Here is a 20635-nt window from a genome sequence, read left to right on the forward strand (position 1 = left end):
CCCCGCCGCTGCGCTGGTAGGCGGCCGCAAGGCGCTGCACCAGCGCGGGCGGCGGATCGTCGGCGACGAAGTGCCGTGCCAGCTTGGTCGCGACATGGAGCGCGGTAGAGGGGGAGGCCGCCAGGTCGCGCAGGATGGCCAGCGCCTGCTCCTGCCCGCCTGCGGCATAGCTGCGGCCCAGCAGGCGGCGCGGTCCGGGCTCGTGCAATGCCGGGCGGTACTGGAAGCCGGCGCTGGCGGCCGGGCTGCCTGCGTCATTGCCCAGGCTCCAGCCGGTGAGCGCGCGGGCGAACTCGGTCACGTCCTGCTGGGTGTAGCCGCTGCGCACGCCCAGGGTGTGCAGCTCCATGATTTCCCGCGCCAGGTTTTCGTTCAGGCCGCGTGTCTTGTCCGGGTTGCGCCGGGCGGCGCGCTGTGCAGCGGGGCTGGCGGGTCCCACCGACTGGGCCTGGTCCAGATAGACGAGCATGGCCGGGTGGCGCACGGCGGCAAGCAACAGGTCCTCGAATCGGCCCAGCACGTGCGGGCGTATGGCCTCGGCCTCGTAGGCGCCGGCCAGGTCGAGCACCACAGGCTTTTCCACCGAGACCGCGAAGTGGTTCGACCAGAAGTGCACCAGGCGTTCCACAAACGGCGCGGGTGTGTCGATGGCGCTGGCCAGGCGCGCGTTCACTGCGTCCAGGTAGCCGCTGCGTGCGCCACGGCGCAACTGCTGGCGGGCGGCGGCGCGCTGGTCTTCAGGCAGGCTGCGCAGCTCGCGCTGCCGGGACTGGTAGTCGGACAGCAGCGCGTCCGTGTCCGCGTGACCGGCCCAGGCAGGGGGCTGTGGCTGGTAGCGCGCGAACTGGTCCAGCAGCCAGCGCTGCGGGTCGGCGGGCAGTGCTTCGTCGGGGCGGGCGCCCAGGCCGAAGCGGTTCAGGGCGATGGCGGCAGAATTCATGGCTTCACCTCGAAAAATCGCGGGCGGGGCGGGCGTGGCAGGCGTGTCCTGTGCTCCTCAGCGCCTGGCCGGAGATGCGGGCACATGGAAGGGGCCTTGCTGCGCTGCCAGCCCCTGCACCAGTGTCTGTCGCTCGGCCGGCGTGAGCTGGGCCGCGAAGTCAACCACGTGCGCCTCCACGCGCTCACGCACCGCCGTGTCGGCGGCCCGGGTGCGTGCCAATGCAGCCTCGACGGCAGCGCGATCGAACTGCGGCGCAGCCATCAGTCGAACCACCTCGGCGCGGCCTTCGCGGCTGCCTTGGGTCAGCGCAGCAGCCTCGCGCCGCACTTCACGCAGTCCTGTGCGGAAAGCCTGGCGCCGCTCGGGCGGCAGGCCGTCTGCGGCAAAGCGCAGTCCGCGCGCAGTGGCCGGGGAGCTGCCTGCCGGTGCTCCGGTGGGGGTTCCTGTCTGCGTGGACGTGGCTACCGACCTGGCCTCGGCCTGGTGCGCCCACCAGCGCCAGGTGCCACCGGCAATGCCGCCCACCAGAAACAGATTCAGCAGGGCAGAGGCCCACAGCCAGCGGCGCAGGTGCGTCGTGCGGGGGGCATCGCCGATGGGGGATTCGTTCATCGTCATTCCTCGCTTCCTTCCACCAAGGCGCTGCCCGTGTCGAAGGCGGTGCCGGGCCACCAGCCGCCTTCGGACTGTGCCGGCCGGGCCGTGGGCAAGGCTGTGCCTATCAGCAAGGCCACGGCCAGGGCGCCTGCGGCCACACCGGCCAGGCCCGCACCGGCGATGCTGGCGCCGGACCACCAGCCATGCCAGGGCTTGCGGCCGCTGGCGCGCACCGGCCGTGCGGGCGCGGTACCACGGGGCTGCGGCCATGCATGCGGCGATGGTTGGCCTGGCGCAGTCGCCAGGCCTGGGCGCGCTTGCAAGCCGGCCAGCACCGCGCTTGCCAGCGCTGCGCTGGGGGGCGCGACGGCATGGCTGCCCAGCAGCGTGTCGAGTTCATTTGCACGGGCGAGCAAGGCCTGGGCCGCAGGCGCAAAGGCCGGCTGTTCCATCAGCGCGCGTGCCGCAGCCTGCTCCTGTGCCGGCCAGCGCCGCAGGTCGGCGCCCCAGGCGTCGGCCAATAGTTCAAAGCGTTCTGGCGTCATGGCGGTGATCCTCCAGGGTCTGCGGGTGCGGGTGCAGCGATTGCGCTCGTGCTTGCGTCCTGCAGGCGGGCGCGCAAGCTGCGCCGCGCACGGGCCAGCAGGCTTTCCAGGGCATCCACGGAGACGCCCAAGAGTGCTGCCGCCTCGGTCTGGGGCAGCGCCTGGTAGTAGTGCAGCACCAGCGCCTCGCGCTGGCGCGGTGGCAGTGCATCCAGGGCTGCGGCGACCCGGGCGCTGTGCTGCGCGTGGTCCAGCTGCTGCTCCGGTGTGGGCCCGGGGTCGGCGAAGGCGGCGGCTTCGGCGTGCTCGTCCAGCGCTTCTTCGCGCCGCACCGCGCGCCGGCGGAGCCGGTCGCGGCACAGGTTGAGCACCACCTCATGCAGCCAGGTGTCAAAGCGGGCCTGCCCCGGCCGCCAGTGGCCCACTTGCTGCCAGGCGCGCACCAGGCCTTCCTGCGCCACCTCTTCAGCCTCGGCCCGGTTGCCCAGCAGGCGCTGGGCCAGACCCAGCATGCGTGGCAGCTTGCGCTCCACCAGTTCGCGGGCGGCCTGCGGCTCACCGCGGGCCAGTCTCGCCAGCAGGTCGGCATCCGGGTCATCGATTTCAGCCAAAGGGCATCGGTGTAGTGGCGGGGTCAGCCAGTGTCGCGCGGCTCAACGCCAGCCGCGATGCCAGCCGTAGACCGGATGGTGCCAGCCCCAGCCGTAGCGCGGGTGGTATTGCCATACGAAGCCGACGCTGGGCATCGGATAGGCAGGCGCCACATAGGCGACGCCCGGCGGCACCACATAGGGTCCAGGCGCAACAGGCGCTACCACGCAGCCGGCCAGCGCGGCCAGGCTGCCGGCGGCAAGCGCCAGCGCAAGCGGACGGACGGCGCGGCGAACAGTCAAACGCAATGAGGACATGAAAGACTCCTGCATCGGCCACACCAGGTGGCCTTATTGCGTTCAACGCGCGGGCAGCACAGATCCGTCGCGGGGGAGCGAAAAAATGTCGCGGAGAAAAGCGGGGGAGAGGTCGGAGGCGGGAGAGATCGGGCCCGCGCGGAAGGCGGTCCGTGGGATATCAGTGGCGGATGTGTATCCGGGACTGATGGACTTTGCTCCAGGAAATCTGGAGCGGGCGAAGGGAATCGAACCCTCATCATGAGCTTGGGAAGCTCAGGTCCTGCCATTGAACGACGCCCGCTTCTACTGGTGGATCAGCATCTTACGCGATGCCGGCATTTGACCCAATGCGGAGCGGTCCGCATCTTCAACATCCTGTCCTTCATGCCGCACCAGCACAAGCCTGTGCTTGGTCGCCTGAACCTTGGCGCCGCTGGCACTTCGCTGTGCGCACCCGATGTATGCCCACCTTGCATCTCTACAAAGCGGGCCAAAGCCGCAAGCGGCCCCCACAGAAAAGAAGCCTGCCAGCGGTGCTGCGAGCTTGTGAATGCCTGCGAAGTGCAGGCACGGGGAAGAAAAAGTCCGGTGCCCTTTTCAGGGCATGCCTATGAATTCCAGGAGGAGAACCATGAGTCAACCATAGGCCCGGCTGTTAACCGCATTTCAGCTCGTGACCGGGAACATCGGCCCTGCCAGCGTGGAGATGTACAGCGAGATGAGGGTCACGACGGACCAGAAAAATGTGAGGAAAATATGTCGCATCACAATCCCCTTCAAGTCATTGAACAAGTGCGCGAACCGCCCGAATGCAAGCCTTCGCAAAACGTCGCAAGGGGCTGCGAGATCTGGTGCTGCGCAACTGAATGAGCTGGTAGCTGCCCCTTACCGGAAAGGCATCCAGGAGACTCCGGTGGTAGCGGGCATCAGGGTCCGGATTGAAAGACTCACTCGGTACGACTTGACTCATGCTTATCTCCATCAGCAGGGCATTGCGGGTCTCGGGACTGACGCTATTTCAACTGCTTGTGAGGCTTCCCTGTGCGAGCCAAGTAAGGGTGCTCATGTAGGTCGAGCATGCCCCGTATGTATGAGTTCTTTCGACACGGTGTCCGCTTGGAGCTGCGGCCGTTGAAGGGGCAACGAAAAGGGCCCGCAAGCGGCGAAGCTGCGGGCCCTGGAAGAAAAATGCCGATGCCGTGGTGGCGTGCCTGGGGAAGGGATTTGAGAGGGAGGGAGGAGAAAGCTCCCAGGCTCGGCGGAATCCGTTGCTGGCCAGTATGCAGACCTTTTCTGAAGGAAAGCTTTACGTCGTGTAAAGAAGTTGCAGGTCTGCTGTGTGATGCAGTTGGGCCGTAGCTTGACGGCGGCCGTGTTCGCGCCTGCTCCGAGCGTATGGCTGTGCATTTGCGCTGTGCATCCGCGCAGTGACGGCGGGGCGTTAACGGCTTGCGTCTGATTCGTGCAGAGCACTATCCCACTACTTGGCCGGATGGTCCTTGCGGTACAGCGTCCACTCTTCCATTTCCGTGCCGTTCGGCAGCACGCAGATGCCTTCCTGGCCCTGGGGCGTCTTCTCCATCCGGACTTGTCCGCCGATTTCACCGCAATAGACCGATGCGGGATTGGCCATGCCCACGGAGGGTGCCAGCTTCTGTTGGGCGCATGCGCTGAGTGCCAGTGCCACCAGGGCCACCAGCGCGATTCCTGAGAGTTCCAGTGCTTTGTTCATTGCGCCACTCTATACCTCTGGAGGTTGAGAGTGTTGTTGCGTCCGCAACCTTCGGTTTGCGATGCAAAGGTATGTCAGCGCGGCATTTTGTGCATAGAATGCTGACTCGCTAGCATACAACCCAAGAAAAGTCCATGACACCTGATTACAAGACGCTCCTGCAGCAAAAGGCAGAGATCGAAGCACGCATTGCCGAAGTCCTGAAAGCCGAAAAAGGCGGGGCCATCGCCAAGGTTCGCGAGCTCGTCCAGCAATTCCAATTGACCCAGGAAGATGTGTTCAGCACGGGCAAGCGCAAGTCGCCCGTCGGTGCAGGCGTGCCCAAGTACCGTGATCCGTCCACTGGCGCAACGTGGACCGGCCGGGGCAAGCCTCCTGCGTGGATCAAGGATGCAGTGGACCGTACTGCCTTCGAAATCTGACCAACAGCCCGCACCCGCGGGCTTTGTCTTTTCTGGCCACTTGCGCTCAGTGGGCCCACGGCAGTTCACAAGCGTCACCTTGCGCCAAGGCCGACGCTCTTGTCATGCTCTGCGCTGATCGCCTTAGCTGTGCTTGTCCGACAGGGCCGGTCCCGGGCGGCGACCATGCTTGAGGCCATGAACAAACCTACTCCCAATACCCCGGGCCAAGTGCCCACCTCGTCGTCCCGCAACCGGTTCGCTACCAAGCGAACCATGTACATCGTTGCCGCTATCGTGGCTGTGGCACTGGTGATCATGTTTGTGCCCTGGTAGGCGCGCATCGACGTCCCGCTCCCGCGCCGCTCATGTCCGCAGGGGCATGAGAAAGCCCGCCATCTGGCGGGCTTTCGTTTTGGGGAATCGCTTGCCTCAGTGCGCGTGGTGCGCCGTGGGTGCTTGCGCCGGGGGGAGTTGGGCCAACTTCTGCGAGCAGTCGCTGCACACATGCCACGCGTGGAATTGGCGGGCTCCTGTGGCGGGTTTTTCCCGTTCGCACTGGATGCAGAAGACGGCGGGGGCCAGGTCCATGAGCCGGATCGGCTCTCGGCCTTTCTTGGGACTACGCATAGCTCTCCTTCAAAGTGTTGCTCCTCGGTATCCATTGGGCGCCGGGTTGGGAAAGGCCGGTCGTCAGCGGGCGCGCCATGGCGCAGCAGAAGCCAGCGCCATCGAGGGTGCGTATTCAACTTACAGCCAAGCCGTCTCACGGTTGTGACTTCCGCATGACCGTGTGGGGAACGCGCCGCAGTGGTTTGACAGTGCAATTTGCGCAGTCTTAGAATTTGCCTCTTCCATCCCTGCGACCGTTGCGAGCCTGACATGAACCTGTGACGCCTTCGGACCCTTGTCCGACCGATCCTCCCTAAGCCCATTCCCGGCCCACGGCGGACGCCCGCGTCACCACCTGCATGCCCGTTGACTGCTCCGCGTTTTCTGAACGCAACCTCGCGTCGCCGTGCGGCCTCTTTATGAAAGAGCGCCCATGACAGAACCCATCGATATCCTTGCCCACAACACCGCTGCCTGGAACCTGCAGGCAGCGAAAGACTGCGACTGGTCGCGCCCGGTCGACAGCGCTGAAATAGCCCGGGCCCGTGCCGGAAGCTGGCAGGCGCGGCTCACGCCCGGCCCCTTGCCAGCGGGCTGGCTGGATGATGTGCGCGGCCTGCGCATCCTCTGCCTTGCCGGCGGCGGCGGCCAGCAGGGGCCCATTCTTGCGGCGGCGGGCGCGCAGGTCACCGTGTTCGATGCCTCTGCCGGGCAGCTTGCACAGGACCGCCATGTAGCGCAGCGCGAAGACCTTGCGCTGACCTGCGTGCAGGGCGACATGCGGGATCTGGGCGTTTTTGCAGATGCCGGCTTCGACGTGATCTTTCACCCCATCTCCAACCTCTACGTGCCTGATGTGCGGCCCGTATGGCGTGAATGCGCGCGGGTGCTCGCGAAGGGTGGGCGCCTTCTGTCCAGCTTCTGGAATCCGGTGGTCTTCGTGGAGGACCGCGACCCCGCGTTGCGCGAGCAAGGGCTCATGCAGCCTGCGCGGCGCCTTCCGTATTCCGATGTGTTGGATTTGCCGCCCGCAGCGCTTGATGCCAAGCGGGAGCGCAATGAGGCGCTGGTGTTCGGCCATACGCTGGCCGATCAGATCGGCGGCCAGCTGGATGCGGGGTTGGTGCTGACGGGCTTTCATGAAGACTGGCAGCCCCATGCCCGTTTTGTGATCGAGAAGTTCGTGCCGACCTTCATTGCGACACGTTCGGTGAAACTCTGAAGGTACTGCGGCCTGGCCTTGACGCCCTCAGGTCGCCCTCAGGTCGGCCTTAGGTCGCCCTTAGGTCGCCCTTAGGTGCGCAAGGCCGGCGTCCAGGTCTGTTGCTGGGCGGGTTCGGTCACGGGCTGCGCCGGCTTCGGTCGGGGAGCCGGGCCCTTGGCCTGGGACGATGGCTGGGCCTGCCGTGCTTGCTCGGCGCCGGATTTGGCCAGCAGCATCATCACGGCCATGCAGACCAGCGTCAGCATGAGCACCACGCAGATGGGGCCCAGATCCACGGAGGCGATGTCCAGCCCCTTCAGCGACTGCCAGCGTTCTGAGCGTACTTCCAGTGGTTCTTCGGGATCGGCCATGGCACCTCCACTGCGTTGAGTGTGGACACATGCTAGGCGTAAGTGAGCATGCAAACAATATGGGGACTTCGCCAGGATGTGAGGGTATACAGCAGCACCGGCCCGGTTGGCTTCACGCTTGAAGGCTCTTTCCGCTGCTGCCGTGTGACAGCTACTTGACCCACATCAACTGCACCGCCACGGCCAGGGCGATGGCCAGCAGCCCCAGCAGCACGGCCACTGCCACGACGGTGACCACCCTGCGGCGCTTTGCCTTGCGGGGGTTGCGCAAACGGGGCGGGGTGGGAGGGGGTTGCGTGGCATCCAGAGCCGCAATTCTTGCCAGCCAGTCTTCGGCGGTGGGCAAGGTGGAGGTGGGCGATGCGCAGGGTGAGGCGGGGGGCGATGCGGGTGGTGAGACGGGCTTGCCACGGTTCATGGCCCCAGCTCCTGACGCATCTCTTCAAGCACCTGCACGGCGCCCTGGATCATGGCCAGCCTGTGCTGCAGCGCAGCCTTTTGGGCCTGCAGCCGGTCCAACTGCTCGGCGACCAGCGCCTCGTCGGCCCGCAGCTTCTTCAGCCGCTCCTGTATGGCCTCCATTTCCGGGGCGCTCATCTGCCAATCCTCCAGCATCGAAGGGCGCGGAGCGTGGCCCGGACCCTTCTCACAATTCACACGAATGCCGGCAATTATCTGTGCGCCTTAGTGATTGGCTATGAATGAATTGACATAGATTGTCATCGACCGGCGCAGAAGGCCGAAGGCTGTGCAGTTGTTCAAAGCAGCCAGGTCCTGTTGGGCCGGTTGCCGTCGATTTCCACAAGTCCTGCGTCCTGCAGTATGGGCAGGATGTAGGTGATCACCACGGCTGCGTTGTCGTTGGCCTGTTTGGCCGCAAAGCCCAGAAAGCCGGGCCGGTGCTGGCTGGAGGCCACGATGCAGGGCCGCTCGGCGCCGTGATGCTCCTGGGCCAGATGGCGCAGCACGGCGCCGAAGGCTTCCCGCCTTATGCGCACCGTGTTGCCCTTGTGCGTTCTGACTTCCAGGCCGCTGTCGCTGCGGCGGATGACAGTGAAGGACGCGGTGCGTCCCTTGTCGGGCGTCTTCAGGGGCTTGTCCTGGGCGATGCCGTCCCAGAAGGCATTGAAATCGTTGTTGGAGAGCACGCGCACGAAAAAGAGGTCCATTGCCTGGAGGTTTTCTTGGACGTGGAGTCTCCCTGGCTTCGACTGGCCGAAGATGAGCAAATCTGAGCAGTGCCGCTCAATGTGCGAGAAATTTGAGGAAGATCCGGCCTTGCCGCGTTCTGACCTCGGTCCCTTCGATAAAGCCCATCAGTCTGGCCGAACCGTCCATGGAGTACAGCGCCGGTCCATCGATGCGGTAGATGGGCCTGGTCCCGCAACGGACGAATTCATCGCCTTCGACACGCCCGATTTCGTTTCCGTGCCCATCAAGCACAGTCCACGAGCCTCCTGCAATCATGGCCTCACCCGGTAGTTGCCGGTCCCCAAGTGAAACCACCAATCTAAGGAAGGCGAGGTGTCTGAATCTGAGCGAATCTGAGCAGTCGTGTAAAGCTGGGCCGCCGACGCCTTGGGCAGGGTCCTGTGGAAATTCGTGTGCGCCAGGCCCAAGCCGCATCGCACCGGCCAAAAGAAGCTGGCTGCGATCTAGGGGCACTGCATGCGTGGGCGATTGAGCGGTTCGCAGCCAAGTAGAATTGTTTCATATCAAAGACATGCTGCTCTGAAAGTTGCAGCGACCGGGCCCGCTTGGCGGGCCTTGTGCATGGGGCGCGGTCCCGCAGCCGGTATCTGGGTGCATGTCCTGATTCTCTGTAGGCCCGGCCTGCGATCCAATCTCGCGCATGGGGCTGAGCCTTCTCGTCAAATTGCTCTCATTTATGAAGATCTGCTGTCGCCAACCGGATGCGCCTGCGGCATTGCCTTTCGGCTTGCCCGGGGACCATGCCGTGTGGTGCACGCCGCGCTGCGGAGGGCGGGCGTGAGCGAACAGGCGCTGTACGATCTGGCCCCCGTTCTGGAGCTGATGCTGCTGGGCCTGTTGCTGGCGCTGGGCCCCCTGGCCTGGGTGTGGGTGCGCAACCGCAGCGGCGGCTCGCTCAAGCGGCTGCAGGCGCTGTCGGTGCTCACGCTGTTCCTGACTTTCGATCTGGTGCTGTTCGGCGCCTTCACCCGCCTGACCGATTCCGGCCTGGGCTGCCCCGACTGGCCGGGCTGCTATGGCAGCGCCAGCCCCATGGGCGCCCGCGCGCAGATTGCCGAGGCCCAGGCCGCCATGCCCACCGGGCCGGTGACGCATGGCAAGGCATGGATAGAGATGGTCCACCGCTATCTGGCCACCACCGTGGGCGTGCTCATCATCGCCATGACCATCATGGCCTGGCGGCGCGCGCGGCGCCTGGGCAGGGCGGGTGGCGCAGGGGCCGAGGGCACAGGCGGTGCCCTGAGTCCGTGGTGGCCCACGCTGGCGCTGTTCTGGGTCTGTCTGCAGGGCGCCTTTGGCGCCTGGACCGTGACCATGAAGCTTTTCCCGGCCATCGTGACCCTGCACCTGCTGGGCGGCACGGGGCTGCTGGCCTTGCTGTGCGTGCCCGCCGTGGGGTTGAGCCGTGCTGCGCGCCAGCAAAGGGCGACCGTGATTTCGCCCGCGCTGCGCGCGGGGCTGTGGCTGGGCCTTGCGCTGCTGGTGCTGCAGGTGGCGCTGGGCGGCTGGGTCAGCACCAACTATGCGGTGCTGGCCTGCAGCAGTTTCCCGACCTGCCAGGGCAGCTGGTGGCCGGCCATGGATTTTTCGCAGGCGCTGCAGATCTGGCGGCCGCTGGGCCTGCTGCAGGACGGCAGCAACATCAGCTTTGCGGGCCTCACGGCCATCCACTATCTGCACCGCCTGGCGGCCTATGTGGTGGTGGCTGCGCTGGCCGGGCTGTGGTGGCGTTTGGGTGAAGTGCCCGCACTGGCGTCGCAGCGCCGCGTGCTGGGTGCGTTCTTGGTACTGCAGGTGCTGACAGGCCTGTCGAACGTGGTGCTCGATTGGCCGCTGGTGGCCGCGGTGCTGCATACGGGCGGCGCAGCTGCGCTGGTGACCGTGATTGTTTGGTGCCTGGCGGCCAGCCGCCCGGGCGCACTGCGGGACGGTCTGCCGGTTGCCCGTGGAGAGATTGCATGAGTAAACAAGCTTCCCTGAGTGTCGAGCCCTCGCGCTGGACACAGTTCTATGCCCTGACCAAGCCGCGTGTGGTGCAGCTGATCGTGTTCTGCGCACTGATCGGCATGGTGCTGGCCGTGCCCGGCTGGCCCAACGCCGACCAGTGGCTGCACATGGCGCTGGCCTGCCTGGGCATCTGGCTGGTGGCGGGCGCGGCTGCCGCCTTCAACTGCCTGGTGGAGCGCCATATCGATGCGCGCATGAAGCGCACCTCCTGGCGGCCCACGGCACGGGGCGAGCTGAGCAGCCAGCAGGCGCTGGCCTTCTCGGCCATCCTGTGCACGCTGGGCGCGCTGGTGCTGCTGCTGTGCACCAACCCGCTGACCATGTGGCTGACGCTGGCCACCTTCGTGGGCTATGCCGTGATCTACACGGTGATCCTCAAGCCTGCCACGCCGCAGAACATCGTGATCGGCGGCGCCTCCGGTGCCATGCCGCCCGTGCTGGGCTGGGCCGCGATGACGGGCCAGGTCGGTCCCGAGGCGCTGATCCTGTTCCTCATCATCTTCCTGTGGACGCCGCCCCATTTCTGGGCGCTGGCGCTGTACCGCGTGGAAGACTACCGCCAGTCCGGCCTGCCCATGCTGCCCGTGACGCATGGCAGCGAGTACACGCGGCTGCAGATCCTGCTGTACACGGTGATCCTGTTTGCGGCCTGCATGCTGCCCTTCATGTACGGCATGAGTTCCTGGCTGTACCTGGTGGTGGCCGTGGTGCTGAGCGTGGGCTTCTGTGCCTATGCCTTTGCACTGTGGCGCAATTACTCGGACCAGCTGTCGCGCAAGACATTCCGCTTCTCGCTGATCCACCTGAGCGTGCTGTTCCTGGCGCTGCTGATCGATCACTACCTCTGGCTGGGCTGATGGCCTGAGGGCCATGGCCGCGCAATGACAAACCGGGCCCTTGAGGCCCGGTTTGTCTTGGTGCCTGCCGCCTTACTTGATCTGCCGCTTTTCCAGCTTGCGCGCCAGCGTGCGCCGGTGCATGCCCAGGCGGCGGGCGGCTTCGGAGATGTTGAAATCGCTCTCGGCGAGGGTTTCGTGGATGTGTTCCCACTCCAGCGTCTTGATGGAGGTGGGGTTGCGTGACAGTTCCACGTCGGTGCGGCCTTCGAGGCGGCCGAAGGCGGCCTCGATATCGTCGGTGTTGGAGGGCTTGGCCAGATAGTGGCATGCGCCTAGCTTGACCGCCTCCACGGCCGTTGCAATGCTGGCATAGCCTGTGAGCACGACGATCAGCGCCTCGGGGCTGTGCTGGTGCAGCATCTGCACGCAGCTCAGGCCCGACGCGTTGCCCGCCAGCTTGAGGTCCATGACGGCGTACTGCGGCGAGTGCGTCTGCAGCAGCTCGCGCACTTCCTCGGCGCTGGCGGCCTGCAGCACGCGGTAGCCACGCCGCTCGAACGAGCGCGTCAGCGTGCGCGCAAAGGTCGCATCGTCTTCAACCAGCAGCAGGAGGCGGGAGCTGTCCATGGGCGATTCGGGTTCCTGTGGGCGCCGCTTCAGGCGCCGGGTTCAATGGCAATCGATGACAGGGGCAGGCGGATCTCCACCTCACTGCCCCGCGGCGGGGTGTTCCTCACCTGAACGCGTCCGCCCAGCGAGCGCGCCACGTTGAGCACCAGGAACAGGCCCAGCCCCCGGCCCGGGCGCTCCGTCTTGGTGGAGATATGGCGCTGGCCCAGCTGTTCCAGCACGGCGGGTGCAAAGCCCGGTCCCTTGTCGCGCACGGTGATGCACAGCATGCCAGTGCGCACGGCCAGGTGCAGCGCCACATGGCGGGGGGAGGCTTCGGCCGCATTGTCGAGCACATTGCAAACCATTTGCTGCAACGCGGTATCGGAAAGAATGGGGAAGTCCTCGTCGGCCTGGACATAGTCGAAATGCTCCACGGCGTGGCGTGACTGCCAGTGCGCGACCACGCCGTCCATGAAGGCGCGCAGCGTGGTGGCCTGTGGCGCATCGGCGCGGGTCTCGCCGGCCGACATGAGCACACTGGAGACGATGGACTTGCAGCGCAGCAGCTGCTGCTGCATTTCCTGCAGGTCGGCCAGCAGGTCGGGGTCTTGCGTGATGGCGGGCATGCGCTGCCAGTCGCCCAGGATGACGGACATGGTGGACAGCGGCGTGCCCAGCTCGTGCGCCGCGCCCGTGGCCAGCAGGCCCATGCGCACGATGTGCTCCTCTTCGCTGGCACGCTGGCGCATGTTGGCCAGCCGTGCGTCACGCCGGCGCAGGTTGGAGACGATGCGGCGCAGGAAGACGACCAGCAGCACCGTGGTCAGCCCGAAGCTGATCAGAATGCCGCTCACGTACAGGCCGGGCAGCCCGTCCGGTCCCGCCGCGCCAATGGGCAGGGGCCAGTGCACGATGGCCAGCACCAGGGTGCACAGCGAGGTGCTGGCAACGATGATCCAGGCGTGCACGGGCCGCAGCAGCACGGCGCCCAGAATGCCCTGCAGCAGGAACAGATAGATGAAAGGATTGCTGGCGCCGCCGCTCAAATACAGCTGTATGGCCAGGGCGAGCACGTCGGCCAGCAGGGCCAGGAACAGGTTGCGCGCCGAGATCTGGCGGCGGTGGCTGCGGTACCAGTAGATGTAGCCAAGATTGGTGAAGACGCTGGCCATCAGCACCAGAGCCATGGCCGGCAGCGGCAGGGTGATGCCGAAGCCGTAGTGCACCAGGGAGATGGTGATCACCTGCCCGACCACGGCAAACCAGCGCAGCTGTATCAGCAGCTGCATGTTCTGGCGTTCGGTGGTGCGCTCGACGCGGAACAGGGACTCTGAAGGCGAATTCACGCGGGCGATTGTGCGCTACCGCAGGCAGCCGTGGCGCGGCAGGGTCTTGTAGAGGACTGGCGTAAAAAAGGCCACCGATGTCATCGGTGGCCTTGTTGCCTGGAGCGACGGCTTTGCGGCTCTACGGCTCTACGGCTTTACGGCTTGCTGCTTGCCTGCCGGTCATTGCGCCTGACCAGCCAGGCCGCGCCGACCACCATCAGCGCCAGCCCGTACCAGGTCAGCGCATAGACCAGGTGGCTGTTGGGGAAGCGGATCACGGTCATGCCCGGGCGCGGCCAGGTGCCGTCTGCCACGGGCTGGCCCGGCAGGCCTGCGTCGATGAAGTAGGGGGCTGCATGGTCCAGGCCCTGGGCCTGTGCAATGGCCGCCACATCGCGCGAGAACCAGCGCTGCTGCGCGGGATCGTTCTCGCGCAGGAAGCCGCCGCGCGGCTCGCTGATGCGCAGCAGGCCGGCCACCGTCACCGGGTCCTGGGGCGCCTGTGCGGGCTGATCCTGCCAGCGCGCGCGCTGCGCTGTGGGAATGAAGCCCCGGTTCACCAGCACCTGGTTGCCGTCGTCCATCTGCAGCGGCGTCAGCACCCAGAAGCCGGCACCCAATTCGGTCACGGCCTGGGTCAGCACGGTCTTGCCGGCCAGCCAGTGGCCGCTGGCCTGCACGGCGCGGTACTCGTGGTCGGCGGCCGTGATCTGCGGCCATTCGGCGGGCGGGGGCAGGGCAGCGGGCGCGGCGTGCACGCGCTGGTCCACACGCTCTATCAAGTCCAGCTTCCAGGCACGGCGCTGGACCTGCCAGCTGCCCAGGAAGATGAAGCCCAAAAACAAGGCGATGCCCACCGAGATGAGCATCGCCTGAGCGAGTGGGCCACGCCGGCGCGATGCGCCGGCGTGGCTGGAGGGCCCGGAGTTTCCGGATGCGGTCAAGGCGTGACCGAGGCCGGAGCCGTCTGCGCGGCAGGGTCGGCCGGCATGGTGTGCTGGGGCATCATGTTGGTGTTCATGTGGAACATGACCCACAGGGTGCCCGCAATGCCGATGGCCACGAAGACCACGGTGAAGATGGTGGACAGCAGGGTCCAGCCGCCTTCGATCTTGCCGTTCATGTGCAGGAAGAAGACCATGTGGACCAGGATCTGCACCACGGCGAAGCCGCCGAGCACCATCACGGCCGTTGCACGGTCCGAGATGACATTGCTCATCACCAGCCAGAACGGAATGGCCGTCAGGATGATCGAGAGCACGAAGCCCCACATATAGCCCGAGAACGTGCTGTGCGGGCCTGCGTCGTGGTGGTGATCGTCATGGCCGTGCTGGTCGTGGTGACCGTGGCCATGGCCGGCGTGGATGTCGTGTGCAGCCATTTACAGCACCCCCATCAGGTAAACAAAAGTGAAGACGCCGATCCAGACCACGTCCAAGAAGTGCCAGAACATCGACAGGCACATCAGGCGGCGGTTGTTCTCGTGCGTCAGGCCGTGCTTGTTGATCTGGATCATCAGCGTGACCAGCCAGATCAGGCCGAAGCTCACGTGCAGGCCGTGGGTGCCCACGAGCGTGAAGAACGAGGACAGGAAGGCGCTGCGCTGCGGGCCTGCGCCCTCGTGCAGCAGGTGGGAGAACTCATAGAGTTCCAGGCCCAGGAAGCACAGGCCGAACAGGCCGGTGATGGCCAGCCACAGCTGGGTGCCGCCCAGCTTGCCCTGCTGCTTTTGCAGCATGGCGAAGCCGAAGGTGATGGACGACAGCAGCAGGAAGGCCGTGTTCATCGCCACCAGGGGCAGGTCGAACAGCTGGGCGCCCGTGGGGCCTGCAGCGTAGTTGCGGCCCAGCACGCCATAGGTGGCGAACAGCGCTGCAAAGATCAGGCAGTCGCTCATCAGGTAGAGCCAGAAGCCCAGAGCGGTGCCGTTTTCGGGATGGGGCTCCTCGGCGAGGTGGTACTCGCGCGGGGCCAGGGCGGCAGCGCCGCCTGCGGTGTAACGGGTATCAGACATGACGTGCCAGCTGTTGTGTGCGCAGTTCTTCCGTGGCCGCGACTTCTGCGGCGGGGATGTAGTAGTCGCGCTTGTAGTTGAACGTGTGGATGATCGACGCCAGCACGGTGGCGGCGAACGACGCAATGGCCAGGGGCCACATGTGCCAGATCATCGCGAAGCCGAAGACCGTGGACAGCGCGGCGATCACGACGCCGGCGCCGGTGTTGGACGGCATGTGGACGGGCTTGAAGCCGGTCAGCGGACGCTGGTAGCCGTGCTTCTTCATGTCCCACCAGGCATCGATCTCATGCACCACGGGCGTGAAGGCGAAGTTGTACTGGGGAGGGGGCGAGGAGGTGGCCCACTCCAGCGTGCGGCCTTCCCATGGGTCGCCGGTCACGTCACGCAGCTGGTCGCGCTTGAAGTAGCTGACCACCAGCTGGATCAGGAAGCTGCCGATGCCCAGTGCCACCAGGCCGGCGCCCAGGGCGGCGATCACGAACCAGATCTGCAGCGAGGGGTCCTCGAAGTGGTTGGCACGGCGTGTCACGCCCATCAGGCCCAGCACGTACAGCGGTGTGAAGGCGACCCAGAAGCCGACCAGCCAGAACCAGAACGAGCACTTGCCCCAGAACTCGTCGAGCTTGTAGCCGAAGGCCTTGGGGAACCAGAAGTTGATGCCGGCGAACACGCCGAACACCACGCCGCCGATGATCACGTTGTGGAAGTGGGCGATCAGGAACAGGCTGTTGTGCAGCACGAAGTCGGCCGGGGGAACGGCCAGCAGCACGCCGGTCATGCCGCCGATGGCGAACGTGCACATGAAGCCCACGGTCCACAGCATCGGCACCGTGAAGCGGATGCGGCCGCGGTACATGGTGAACAGCCAGTTGAAGATCTTGGCGCCCGTCGGGATCGAGATGATCATCGTCGTGATGCCGAAGAAGGTGTTCACGCTGGCGCCGGAGCCCATGGTGAAGAAGTGGTGCAGCCAGACCAGGTAGGACAGGATGGTGATACACACCGTCGCGTACACCATGGAGGTGTAGCCGAACAGGCGCTTGCGGCTGAAGGTCGAGACGATCTCCGAGAAGATGCCGAAGCAGGGCAGGATCAGGATGTAGACCTCGGGGTGGCCCCAGATCCAGATCAGGTTCACGTACAGCATGGGGTTGCCGCCCAGCTCGTTCGTGAAGAAGTTCGTGCCGACATAGCGGTCCAGCGACATCAGCACCAGGGCTGCGGTCAGGATGGGGAACGAGGCCACGATCAGCGCGTTGGTGCACAGGGCGGTCCAGGTGAAGACGGGCATCTTCATCAGGTTCATGCCGGGTGCGCGCATCTTGATGATGGTCACGATCAGGTTGATGCCTGACAGCGTGGTGCCGACGCCGGCCACCTGCAATCCCCAGATGTAGTAGTCAAGCCCGACCCCGGGGTTCTGCGCCCCCAGGTTGGACAGTGCCAGCCAGCCGGAGGTGGAGAACTCGCCCAGGAACAGCGAGATCATCACCAGCACGGCGCCGCCCGTGGTCATCCAGAAGCTGAAGTTGTTCAGGAACGGGAAGGACACGTCGCGGGCGCCGATCTGCAGCGGCACCAGATAGTTCATCAGGCCGGTCACGAAGGGCATGGCCACGAAGAAGATCATGATCACGCCGTGGGCCGTGAAGATCTGGTCGTAGTGGTGCGGAGGCAGGTAGCCCAGGTTGTCGCCGAAGGCCATGGCCTGCTGCAGGCGCATCATCAGCGCGTCGGCAAAGCCGCGCAGCAGCATGACCAGACCGAGGATCATGTACATGATGCCGATCTTCTTGTGGTCGATGCTGCACAGCCAGTCGCGCCACAGCGGGCCCCACAGGCGGAACTTGGTGAGCAGGCCCAGTACGGCAAGGCCGCCGAGCACCACGGCGATGAAGGTCGCCAGCACGATGGGCTCATGCGCCATCGGGATGGAGTCCCAAGTGATGCGTCCCAGCAGCCAGTGGGCCTGTGCCGGGGAGGTATGTTCAGACATATCGAGTCTCTTAGGTCGTGATGGGAGCGGGCGGCGGTCTGGCCGTCGTCCGCGTCCGCTAACTGCTTATTGCTGCGCAGCGGCTGCGGAGCCGTCGCGCTGGTCCAGGAAGGCCACGACGCGGTCGGCGTTTTGCACCGTGCACACATCCTGGGGCAGGTTCATGCCCACGGCCTTGAGATAGGCTTCGCCGCCGGCAGCGTCGATGGCCATCATGTGATGCATGCACATCTTGCCTTCTTCGACACAGCGGTTGAGCACCTTGTCGTACAGGCCTTCGTCCACCGTGGCGAAGCGCTCGACCGGGTTGCGCTCGCTGGGCTTGACCAGGTTCAGGTAGGTATCGCGCGTCAGGGCCTTGCCTTCGGACTTGGCCTTGGCAACCCACTGATCGAACTCTTCGTTGCTCAGGCCATGGAACTTGAACGTCATGCCCGAGAAGCCGGCGCCGCTGTAGTGCGATGCCAGGCCGTGGAACACGCCGGGCTTGTTGATCACGGCGTTCAGCTCGGTCTGCATGCCGGGCATGGCATAGATCATGCCGGCCAGGTCAGGCACGTAGAAGGAGTTCATCGTCGAGGTGGCGGTCAGCTTGAAGTGGATGGGACGATCCACGGGAGCGGCCAGCTCGTTGACGGTGGCGATGCCTTTTTCAGGGATGAAGAACAGCCACTTCCAGTCCATGGCCACGACCTGCACCTCCAGCGGCTTGACATCGGTGCTCAGCGGCTTGGTGGCCGAGACGCGGTCCAGCGGACGGTAGGGGTCCAGCTTGTGGGTGCTGATCCAGGTGATGGCGCCCAGCGCGATGATGATCATCAGCGGCACGGACCAGATCACCAGCTCCAGCGTGGTGGAGTGGTGCCATTCGGGGTCGTAGTGGGCCTCGGTGTTCGACTGGCGGTATTTCCAGGCGAAAAGCAGCGTGAGGATGATCACCGGGATGATGATGATCAGCATCAGCAAGGTGGCCGTGACCACCAGGTTGCCTTGCTGCGCGGCGATGTCGCCGGCGGGGTTGAGCACGACGGCTTTGCTGCAGCCAGTGAGACTGGCTGTCAAAGCGGCCGCGGTGAGCCACGCAGGCCCACGGAGTTCCTTGATTTTTAGCATGCTAGGGGCGCAACAAGAGCGCGTTTACATAGAAACGCGGATTACAAGATCCGGGCAAATGTATTACGAAGTATAAATTTGTCCATTGGACATTTTGTCCAACGTCAAGGAGAACCCGGGAACTTTCTGCTACCTGGGCGGGTGCACGGCAGGCGCCTGGCGGTCCGGAGGCCGCATTTTCGCGTCGCGCGCAGCAGGACAAACACCGAGGCCGGTCGAGGTGGAAACCGCCTTGCGCCAGATCAAGCGAGGGCGTAGAACAGAGCTGTCAGTGAGACGAGACAAGGAGCATCCATCTATGAGCGGCCTCGACACAACTGCAAGCTTCCCCGGCGGAAGCTATGAGAGCAAAGAATCTCTGTCCCGCGCCGACACCCACGAAGATGTCACGCCCAACGAAATCGCCGTCGGCGTGATCATCGGGCGATCCTCGGAGTACTTCGACTTCTTCGTGTTCGGCATCGCCTGCGTGCTGGTCTTCCCGGCACTGCTGTTTCCCTACCTTTCCAAGCTCGACGGCACGCTGATGTCGTTCGCCATCTTCTCGCTGGCCTTCGTGGCCCGGCCGCTGGGCACGGCGCTGTCCATGGCCGTGCAGCGGCGCTGGGGGCGGGCGACCAAGCTGACGCTGGCGCTGTTTCTGCTGGGCGTGTGCACCGTGGGCATGGCCTTCCTGCCCAGCTACCAGCAGGCGGGGGTGAATGCCATCATCGTGCTGGCGCTGCTGCGCATAGGCCAGGGCATTGCGCTGGGCGGCTCGTGGGACGGCCTGCCGTCGCTGCTGGCCATGTCGGCGCCCAAGAACCGGCGCGGCTGGTATTCGATGATGGGCCAGTTGGGCGCGCCGCTGGGCTTCGTGCTCGCGGCAGGGCTGTTTGCCTTCATCTACGCCCATGTGGGAGCCGACGAGTTCCTCAGCTGGGGCTGGCGCTATCCCTTCTGCGTGGCCTTTGCCATCAACGTCGTGGCACTGTTCGCCCGGCTGCGCCTGGTCGTGGGCCAGTCCTACACCGAACTGCTGCAGCAGCGTGAGCTGGAGCCCATGGGCGTGCTGCCGCTGATGCGCGACGAGGGACGCAACGTGGTGATCGGCGCGTTTGCCGCCCTGGCCAGCTTTGCGCTGTTCCACCTGGTGACCATCTTCCCGCTGTCCTGGATCTCGCTGTACTCGGACCAGTCGGTGACCCATGTGCTCGGGGTGCAGATCGTGGGCGCCTTCTGTGCGGCTGCCGCCATCATGGTCTCGGGCTGGCTGGCCGACCGTGTGGGCCGGCGCAACACGCTGGGCACCATGGCCTGCCTGATCGGCATCTTCAGCTTCCTGGCGCCCTGGCTGCTGGGCAGCGGAACGATGGGGAACAACGTGTTCATCATCGTCGGCTTCATCCTGCTGGGCCTGTCCTATGGCCAGGCGGCCGGCACGGTGACGTCCAACTTCCCCTCGCGCTATCGCTACACGGGTGCCGCGTTGTCCTCGGACATGGCCTGGCTGGTGGGCGCGGCATTCGCTCCGCTGGTGGCCCTGGGCGTGTCCTCGCGCTTCGGACTGGTGGCGCTGGGGATCTATCTGCTGTCGGGTGCGCTGTGCACGCTGGCGGCACTGGGCATCAACCGCGCCATCGAGACGCGCGACTGAACGGGCGCAGCAAATCAAAGGCCGGCTCTGCCGGCCTTTTTCGTTGTGACTTCGCCTCAGGGGTTTTCACCGTAGCGCTGCTTGAAGTCGAATTCGAGCCTGTCGCAGTCCTGCACCGATTCAAACTGCTGCGTCTTGCGCTCGGCCTCTGGCCGCGCGGTTTCCTTGCGGCAGATCTTGATGGTTTCGCGCTCCACCCAGCGCGCCTCGCCTTCGGGCGTGGACAGCAACTGGCCAGCCAGCATGAGCACAGCGAAGAAGGCCACGGGCAGGCCGATGAGCCAGGGCACGATGCGGCTTTTTGGCGGCTTGGGCGGTTTGGTCGGACCGGATCCGTTGGCGCTGGCAGCGGGGGACGGTTCGCTGGAATGGGGCTCGGGTGTCTGTGGTTGCGCCATGGTGTGCTTGCTGTGGTTCCGGCTGGCGATTATCCAGGGCGCCCATCGCGCGCAGTCTGAGCGGGATCAGGGAACGGCGAGATCGCCTGTGCTAGCCATCTCCCCCATCTCCTGCACCAGCCATTTCTCCAGCGCAAGAATGTCGGCCCTGCGGCCCGGATGGGGCGCCACCCACCGCTGCA

General features: G+C 65.3%; 23 protein-coding genes and 1 tRNA gene. 5 read left to right on the forward strand and 19 right to left on the reverse strand.

Features of this window, described 5'->3' with window-relative positions:
* The 7 genes from ACM14_RS12910 to ACM14_RS12940 all read right to left on the reverse strand — a co-directional run.
* A partial coding sequence (locus ACM14_RS12910) for a DUF1800 family protein (protein ID WP_065346346.1) occupies nucleotides 1-940 on the reverse strand: 940 nt, incomplete at its 3' end.
* Between the two features lie 57 nt (nucleotides 941-997).
* Nucleotides 998-1555: a periplasmic heavy metal sensor gene (locus tag ACM14_RS12915; protein WP_254662048.1), complete on the reverse strand. Its 558-nt coding sequence runs from the start codon at nucleotides 1553-1555 to the stop codon at nucleotides 998-1000.
* Between the two features lie 2 nt (nucleotides 1556-1557).
* The gene (locus ACM14_RS12920; RefSeq protein ID WP_065346348.1) at nucleotides 1558-2085 is read right to left on the reverse strand and encodes a hypothetical protein; all 528 of its coding nucleotides are present in this window, start codon (nucleotides 2083-2085) and stop codon (nucleotides 1558-1560) included.
* Nucleotides 2082-2696, reverse strand: coding sequence for an RNA polymerase sigma factor (locus ACM14_RS12925; protein WP_065346349.1), 615 nt, complete (start codon nucleotides 2694-2696; stop codon nucleotides 2082-2084). The genes ACM14_RS12920 and ACM14_RS12925 overlap by 4 nt, the downstream gene beginning before the upstream one ends.
* A 42-nt stretch (nucleotides 2697-2738) precedes the next feature.
* Nucleotides 2739-2993 carry a hypothetical protein gene (locus ACM14_RS12930; protein ID WP_043821406.1) on the reverse strand — a complete coding sequence of 85 codons (255 nt, stop codon included), beginning with the start codon at nucleotides 2991-2993 and terminating at the stop codon, nucleotides 2739-2741.
* Between the two features lie 209 nt (nucleotides 2994-3202).
* Nucleotides 3203-3276: transfer RNA gene (locus ACM14_RS12935), tRNA-Gly, on the reverse strand.
* 1179 nt (nucleotides 3277-4455) lie between these two features.
* Nucleotides 4456-4707, reverse strand: coding sequence for a DUF333 domain-containing protein (locus ACM14_RS12940; RefSeq protein WP_013802146.1), 252 nt, complete (start codon nucleotides 4705-4707; stop codon nucleotides 4456-4458).
* A 134-nt stretch (nucleotides 4708-4841) separates the two neighbouring features.
* Between ACM14_RS12940 and ACM14_RS12945 the strand changes: the two genes are divergently transcribed.
* Both ACM14_RS12945 and ACM14_RS12955 read left to right on the forward strand, forming a co-directional pair.
* On the forward strand, nucleotides 4842-5129 hold the full coding sequence (locus tag ACM14_RS12945) for an H-NS histone family protein (RefSeq protein WP_012205896.1): 288 nt from the start codon (nucleotides 4842-4844) through the stop codon (nucleotides 5127-5129).
* A gap of 1024 nt (nucleotides 5130-6153) precedes the next feature.
* A complete protein-coding gene (locus ACM14_RS12955; protein WP_065346351.1) occupies nucleotides 6154-6942 on the forward strand; it encodes a class I SAM-dependent methyltransferase in 789 nt (262 codons plus the stop codon).
* Nucleotides 6943-7013: 71 nt separating this feature from the next.
* Here ACM14_RS12955 and ACM14_RS12960 read toward each other — a convergent pair whose 3' ends face one another.
* From ACM14_RS12960 to ACM14_RS12975, 4 genes are all read right to left on the reverse strand, one after another.
* Nucleotides 7014-7295 (reverse strand): hypothetical protein, encoded by a 282-nt coding sequence (locus ACM14_RS12960; RefSeq protein WP_065346352.1) that lies wholly within the window; start codon nucleotides 7293-7295, stop codon nucleotides 7014-7016.
* Nucleotides 7296-7446: 151 nt separating this feature from the next.
* Nucleotides 7447-7713 carry a hypothetical protein gene (locus ACM14_RS12965; RefSeq protein WP_065346353.1) on the reverse strand — a complete coding sequence of 89 codons (267 nt, stop codon included), beginning with the start codon at nucleotides 7711-7713 and terminating at the stop codon, nucleotides 7447-7449.
* The gene (locus ACM14_RS12970) at nucleotides 7710-7892 is read right to left on the reverse strand and encodes a hypothetical protein (protein WP_225613976.1); all 183 of its coding nucleotides are present in this window, start codon (nucleotides 7890-7892) and stop codon (nucleotides 7710-7712) included. Before ACM14_RS12970 ends, ACM14_RS12965 begins: the two co-directional genes overlap by 4 nt.
* Before the next feature lie 161 nt (nucleotides 7893-8053).
* The gene (locus tag ACM14_RS12975) at nucleotides 8054-8464 is read right to left on the reverse strand and encodes a hypothetical protein (protein ID WP_013802153.1); all 411 of its coding nucleotides are present in this window, start codon (nucleotides 8462-8464) and stop codon (nucleotides 8054-8056) included.
* Between the two features lie 820 nt (nucleotides 8465-9284).
* Between ACM14_RS12975 and ACM14_RS12985 the strand changes: the two genes are divergently transcribed.
* Nucleotides 9285-10469 carry a heme A synthase gene (locus ACM14_RS12985; RefSeq protein WP_065346394.1) on the forward strand — a complete coding sequence of 395 codons (1185 nt, stop codon included), beginning with the start codon at nucleotides 9285-9287 and terminating at the stop codon, nucleotides 10467-10469.
* The gene (gene cyoE / locus ACM14_RS12990) at nucleotides 10466-11371 is read left to right on the forward strand and encodes a heme o synthase (protein WP_012205889.1); all 906 of its coding nucleotides are present in this window, start codon (nucleotides 10466-10468) and stop codon (nucleotides 11369-11371) included. Before ACM14_RS12985 ends, cyoE begins: the two co-directional genes overlap by 4 nt.
* Nucleotides 11372-11443: 72 nt before the next feature.
* Here cyoE and ACM14_RS12995 read toward each other — a convergent pair whose 3' ends face one another.
* The 7 genes from ACM14_RS12995 to cyoA form a co-directional block, all read right to left on the reverse strand.
* Nucleotides 11444-11980: a response regulator transcription factor gene (locus tag ACM14_RS12995; protein ID WP_013802156.1), complete on the reverse strand. Its 537-nt coding sequence runs from the start codon at nucleotides 11978-11980 to the stop codon at nucleotides 11444-11446.
* 29 nt (nucleotides 11981-12009) lie between these two features.
* A complete protein-coding gene (locus ACM14_RS13000; protein ID WP_013802157.1) occupies nucleotides 12010-13311 on the reverse strand; it encodes an ATP-binding protein in 1302 nt (433 codons plus the stop codon).
* Between the two features lie 137 nt (nucleotides 13312-13448).
* Nucleotides 13449-14162 carry an SURF1 family protein gene (locus ACM14_RS13005; RefSeq protein ID WP_065346354.1) on the reverse strand — a complete coding sequence of 238 codons (714 nt, stop codon included), beginning with the start codon at nucleotides 14160-14162 and terminating at the stop codon, nucleotides 13449-13451.
* A 71-nt stretch (nucleotides 14163-14233) separates the two neighbouring features.
* On the reverse strand, nucleotides 14234-14674 hold the full coding sequence (gene cyoD / locus ACM14_RS13010; protein ID WP_065346355.1) for a cytochrome o ubiquinol oxidase subunit IV: 441 nt from the start codon (nucleotides 14672-14674) through the stop codon (nucleotides 14234-14236).
* On the reverse strand, nucleotides 14675-15307 hold the full coding sequence (gene cyoC / locus ACM14_RS13015) for a cytochrome o ubiquinol oxidase subunit III (protein ID WP_012205884.1): 633 nt from the start codon (nucleotides 15305-15307) through the stop codon (nucleotides 14675-14677). It abuts the gene before it with no gap.
* On the reverse strand, nucleotides 15300-17306 hold the full coding sequence (cyoB, locus tag ACM14_RS13020; RefSeq protein WP_013802159.1) for a cytochrome o ubiquinol oxidase subunit I: 2007 nt from the start codon (nucleotides 17304-17306) through the stop codon (nucleotides 15300-15302). Before cyoB ends, cyoC begins: the two co-directional genes overlap by 8 nt.
* Before the next feature lie 66 nt (nucleotides 17307-17372).
* Complete coding sequence (gene cyoA, locus ACM14_RS13025; RefSeq protein WP_012205882.1) at nucleotides 17373-18419, reverse strand: ubiquinol oxidase subunit II; 1047 nt, start codon at nucleotides 18417-18419, stop codon at nucleotides 17373-17375.
* 298 nt (nucleotides 18420-18717) lie between these two features.
* Between cyoA and ACM14_RS13030 the strand changes: the two genes are divergently transcribed.
* Nucleotides 18718-20055, forward strand: coding sequence for an MFS transporter (locus tag ACM14_RS13030; RefSeq protein ID WP_013802160.1), 1338 nt, complete (start codon nucleotides 18718-18720; stop codon nucleotides 20053-20055).
* A gap of 56 nt (nucleotides 20056-20111) precedes the next feature.
* Here the strand turns inward: ACM14_RS13030 and ACM14_RS13035 are convergent, their stop codons facing one another.
* Complete coding sequence (locus tag ACM14_RS13035) at nucleotides 20112-20453, reverse strand: hypothetical protein (RefSeq protein WP_065346356.1); 342 nt, start codon at nucleotides 20451-20453, stop codon at nucleotides 20112-20114.
* Nucleotides 20454-20635: the final 182 nt, after the last annotated feature.

The organism is Delftia sp. JD2 (assembly GCF_001682645.1).
Taxonomy (GTDB): Bacteria; Pseudomonadota; Gammaproteobacteria; order Burkholderiales; family Burkholderiaceae_C; genus Comamonas; species Comamonas acidovorans.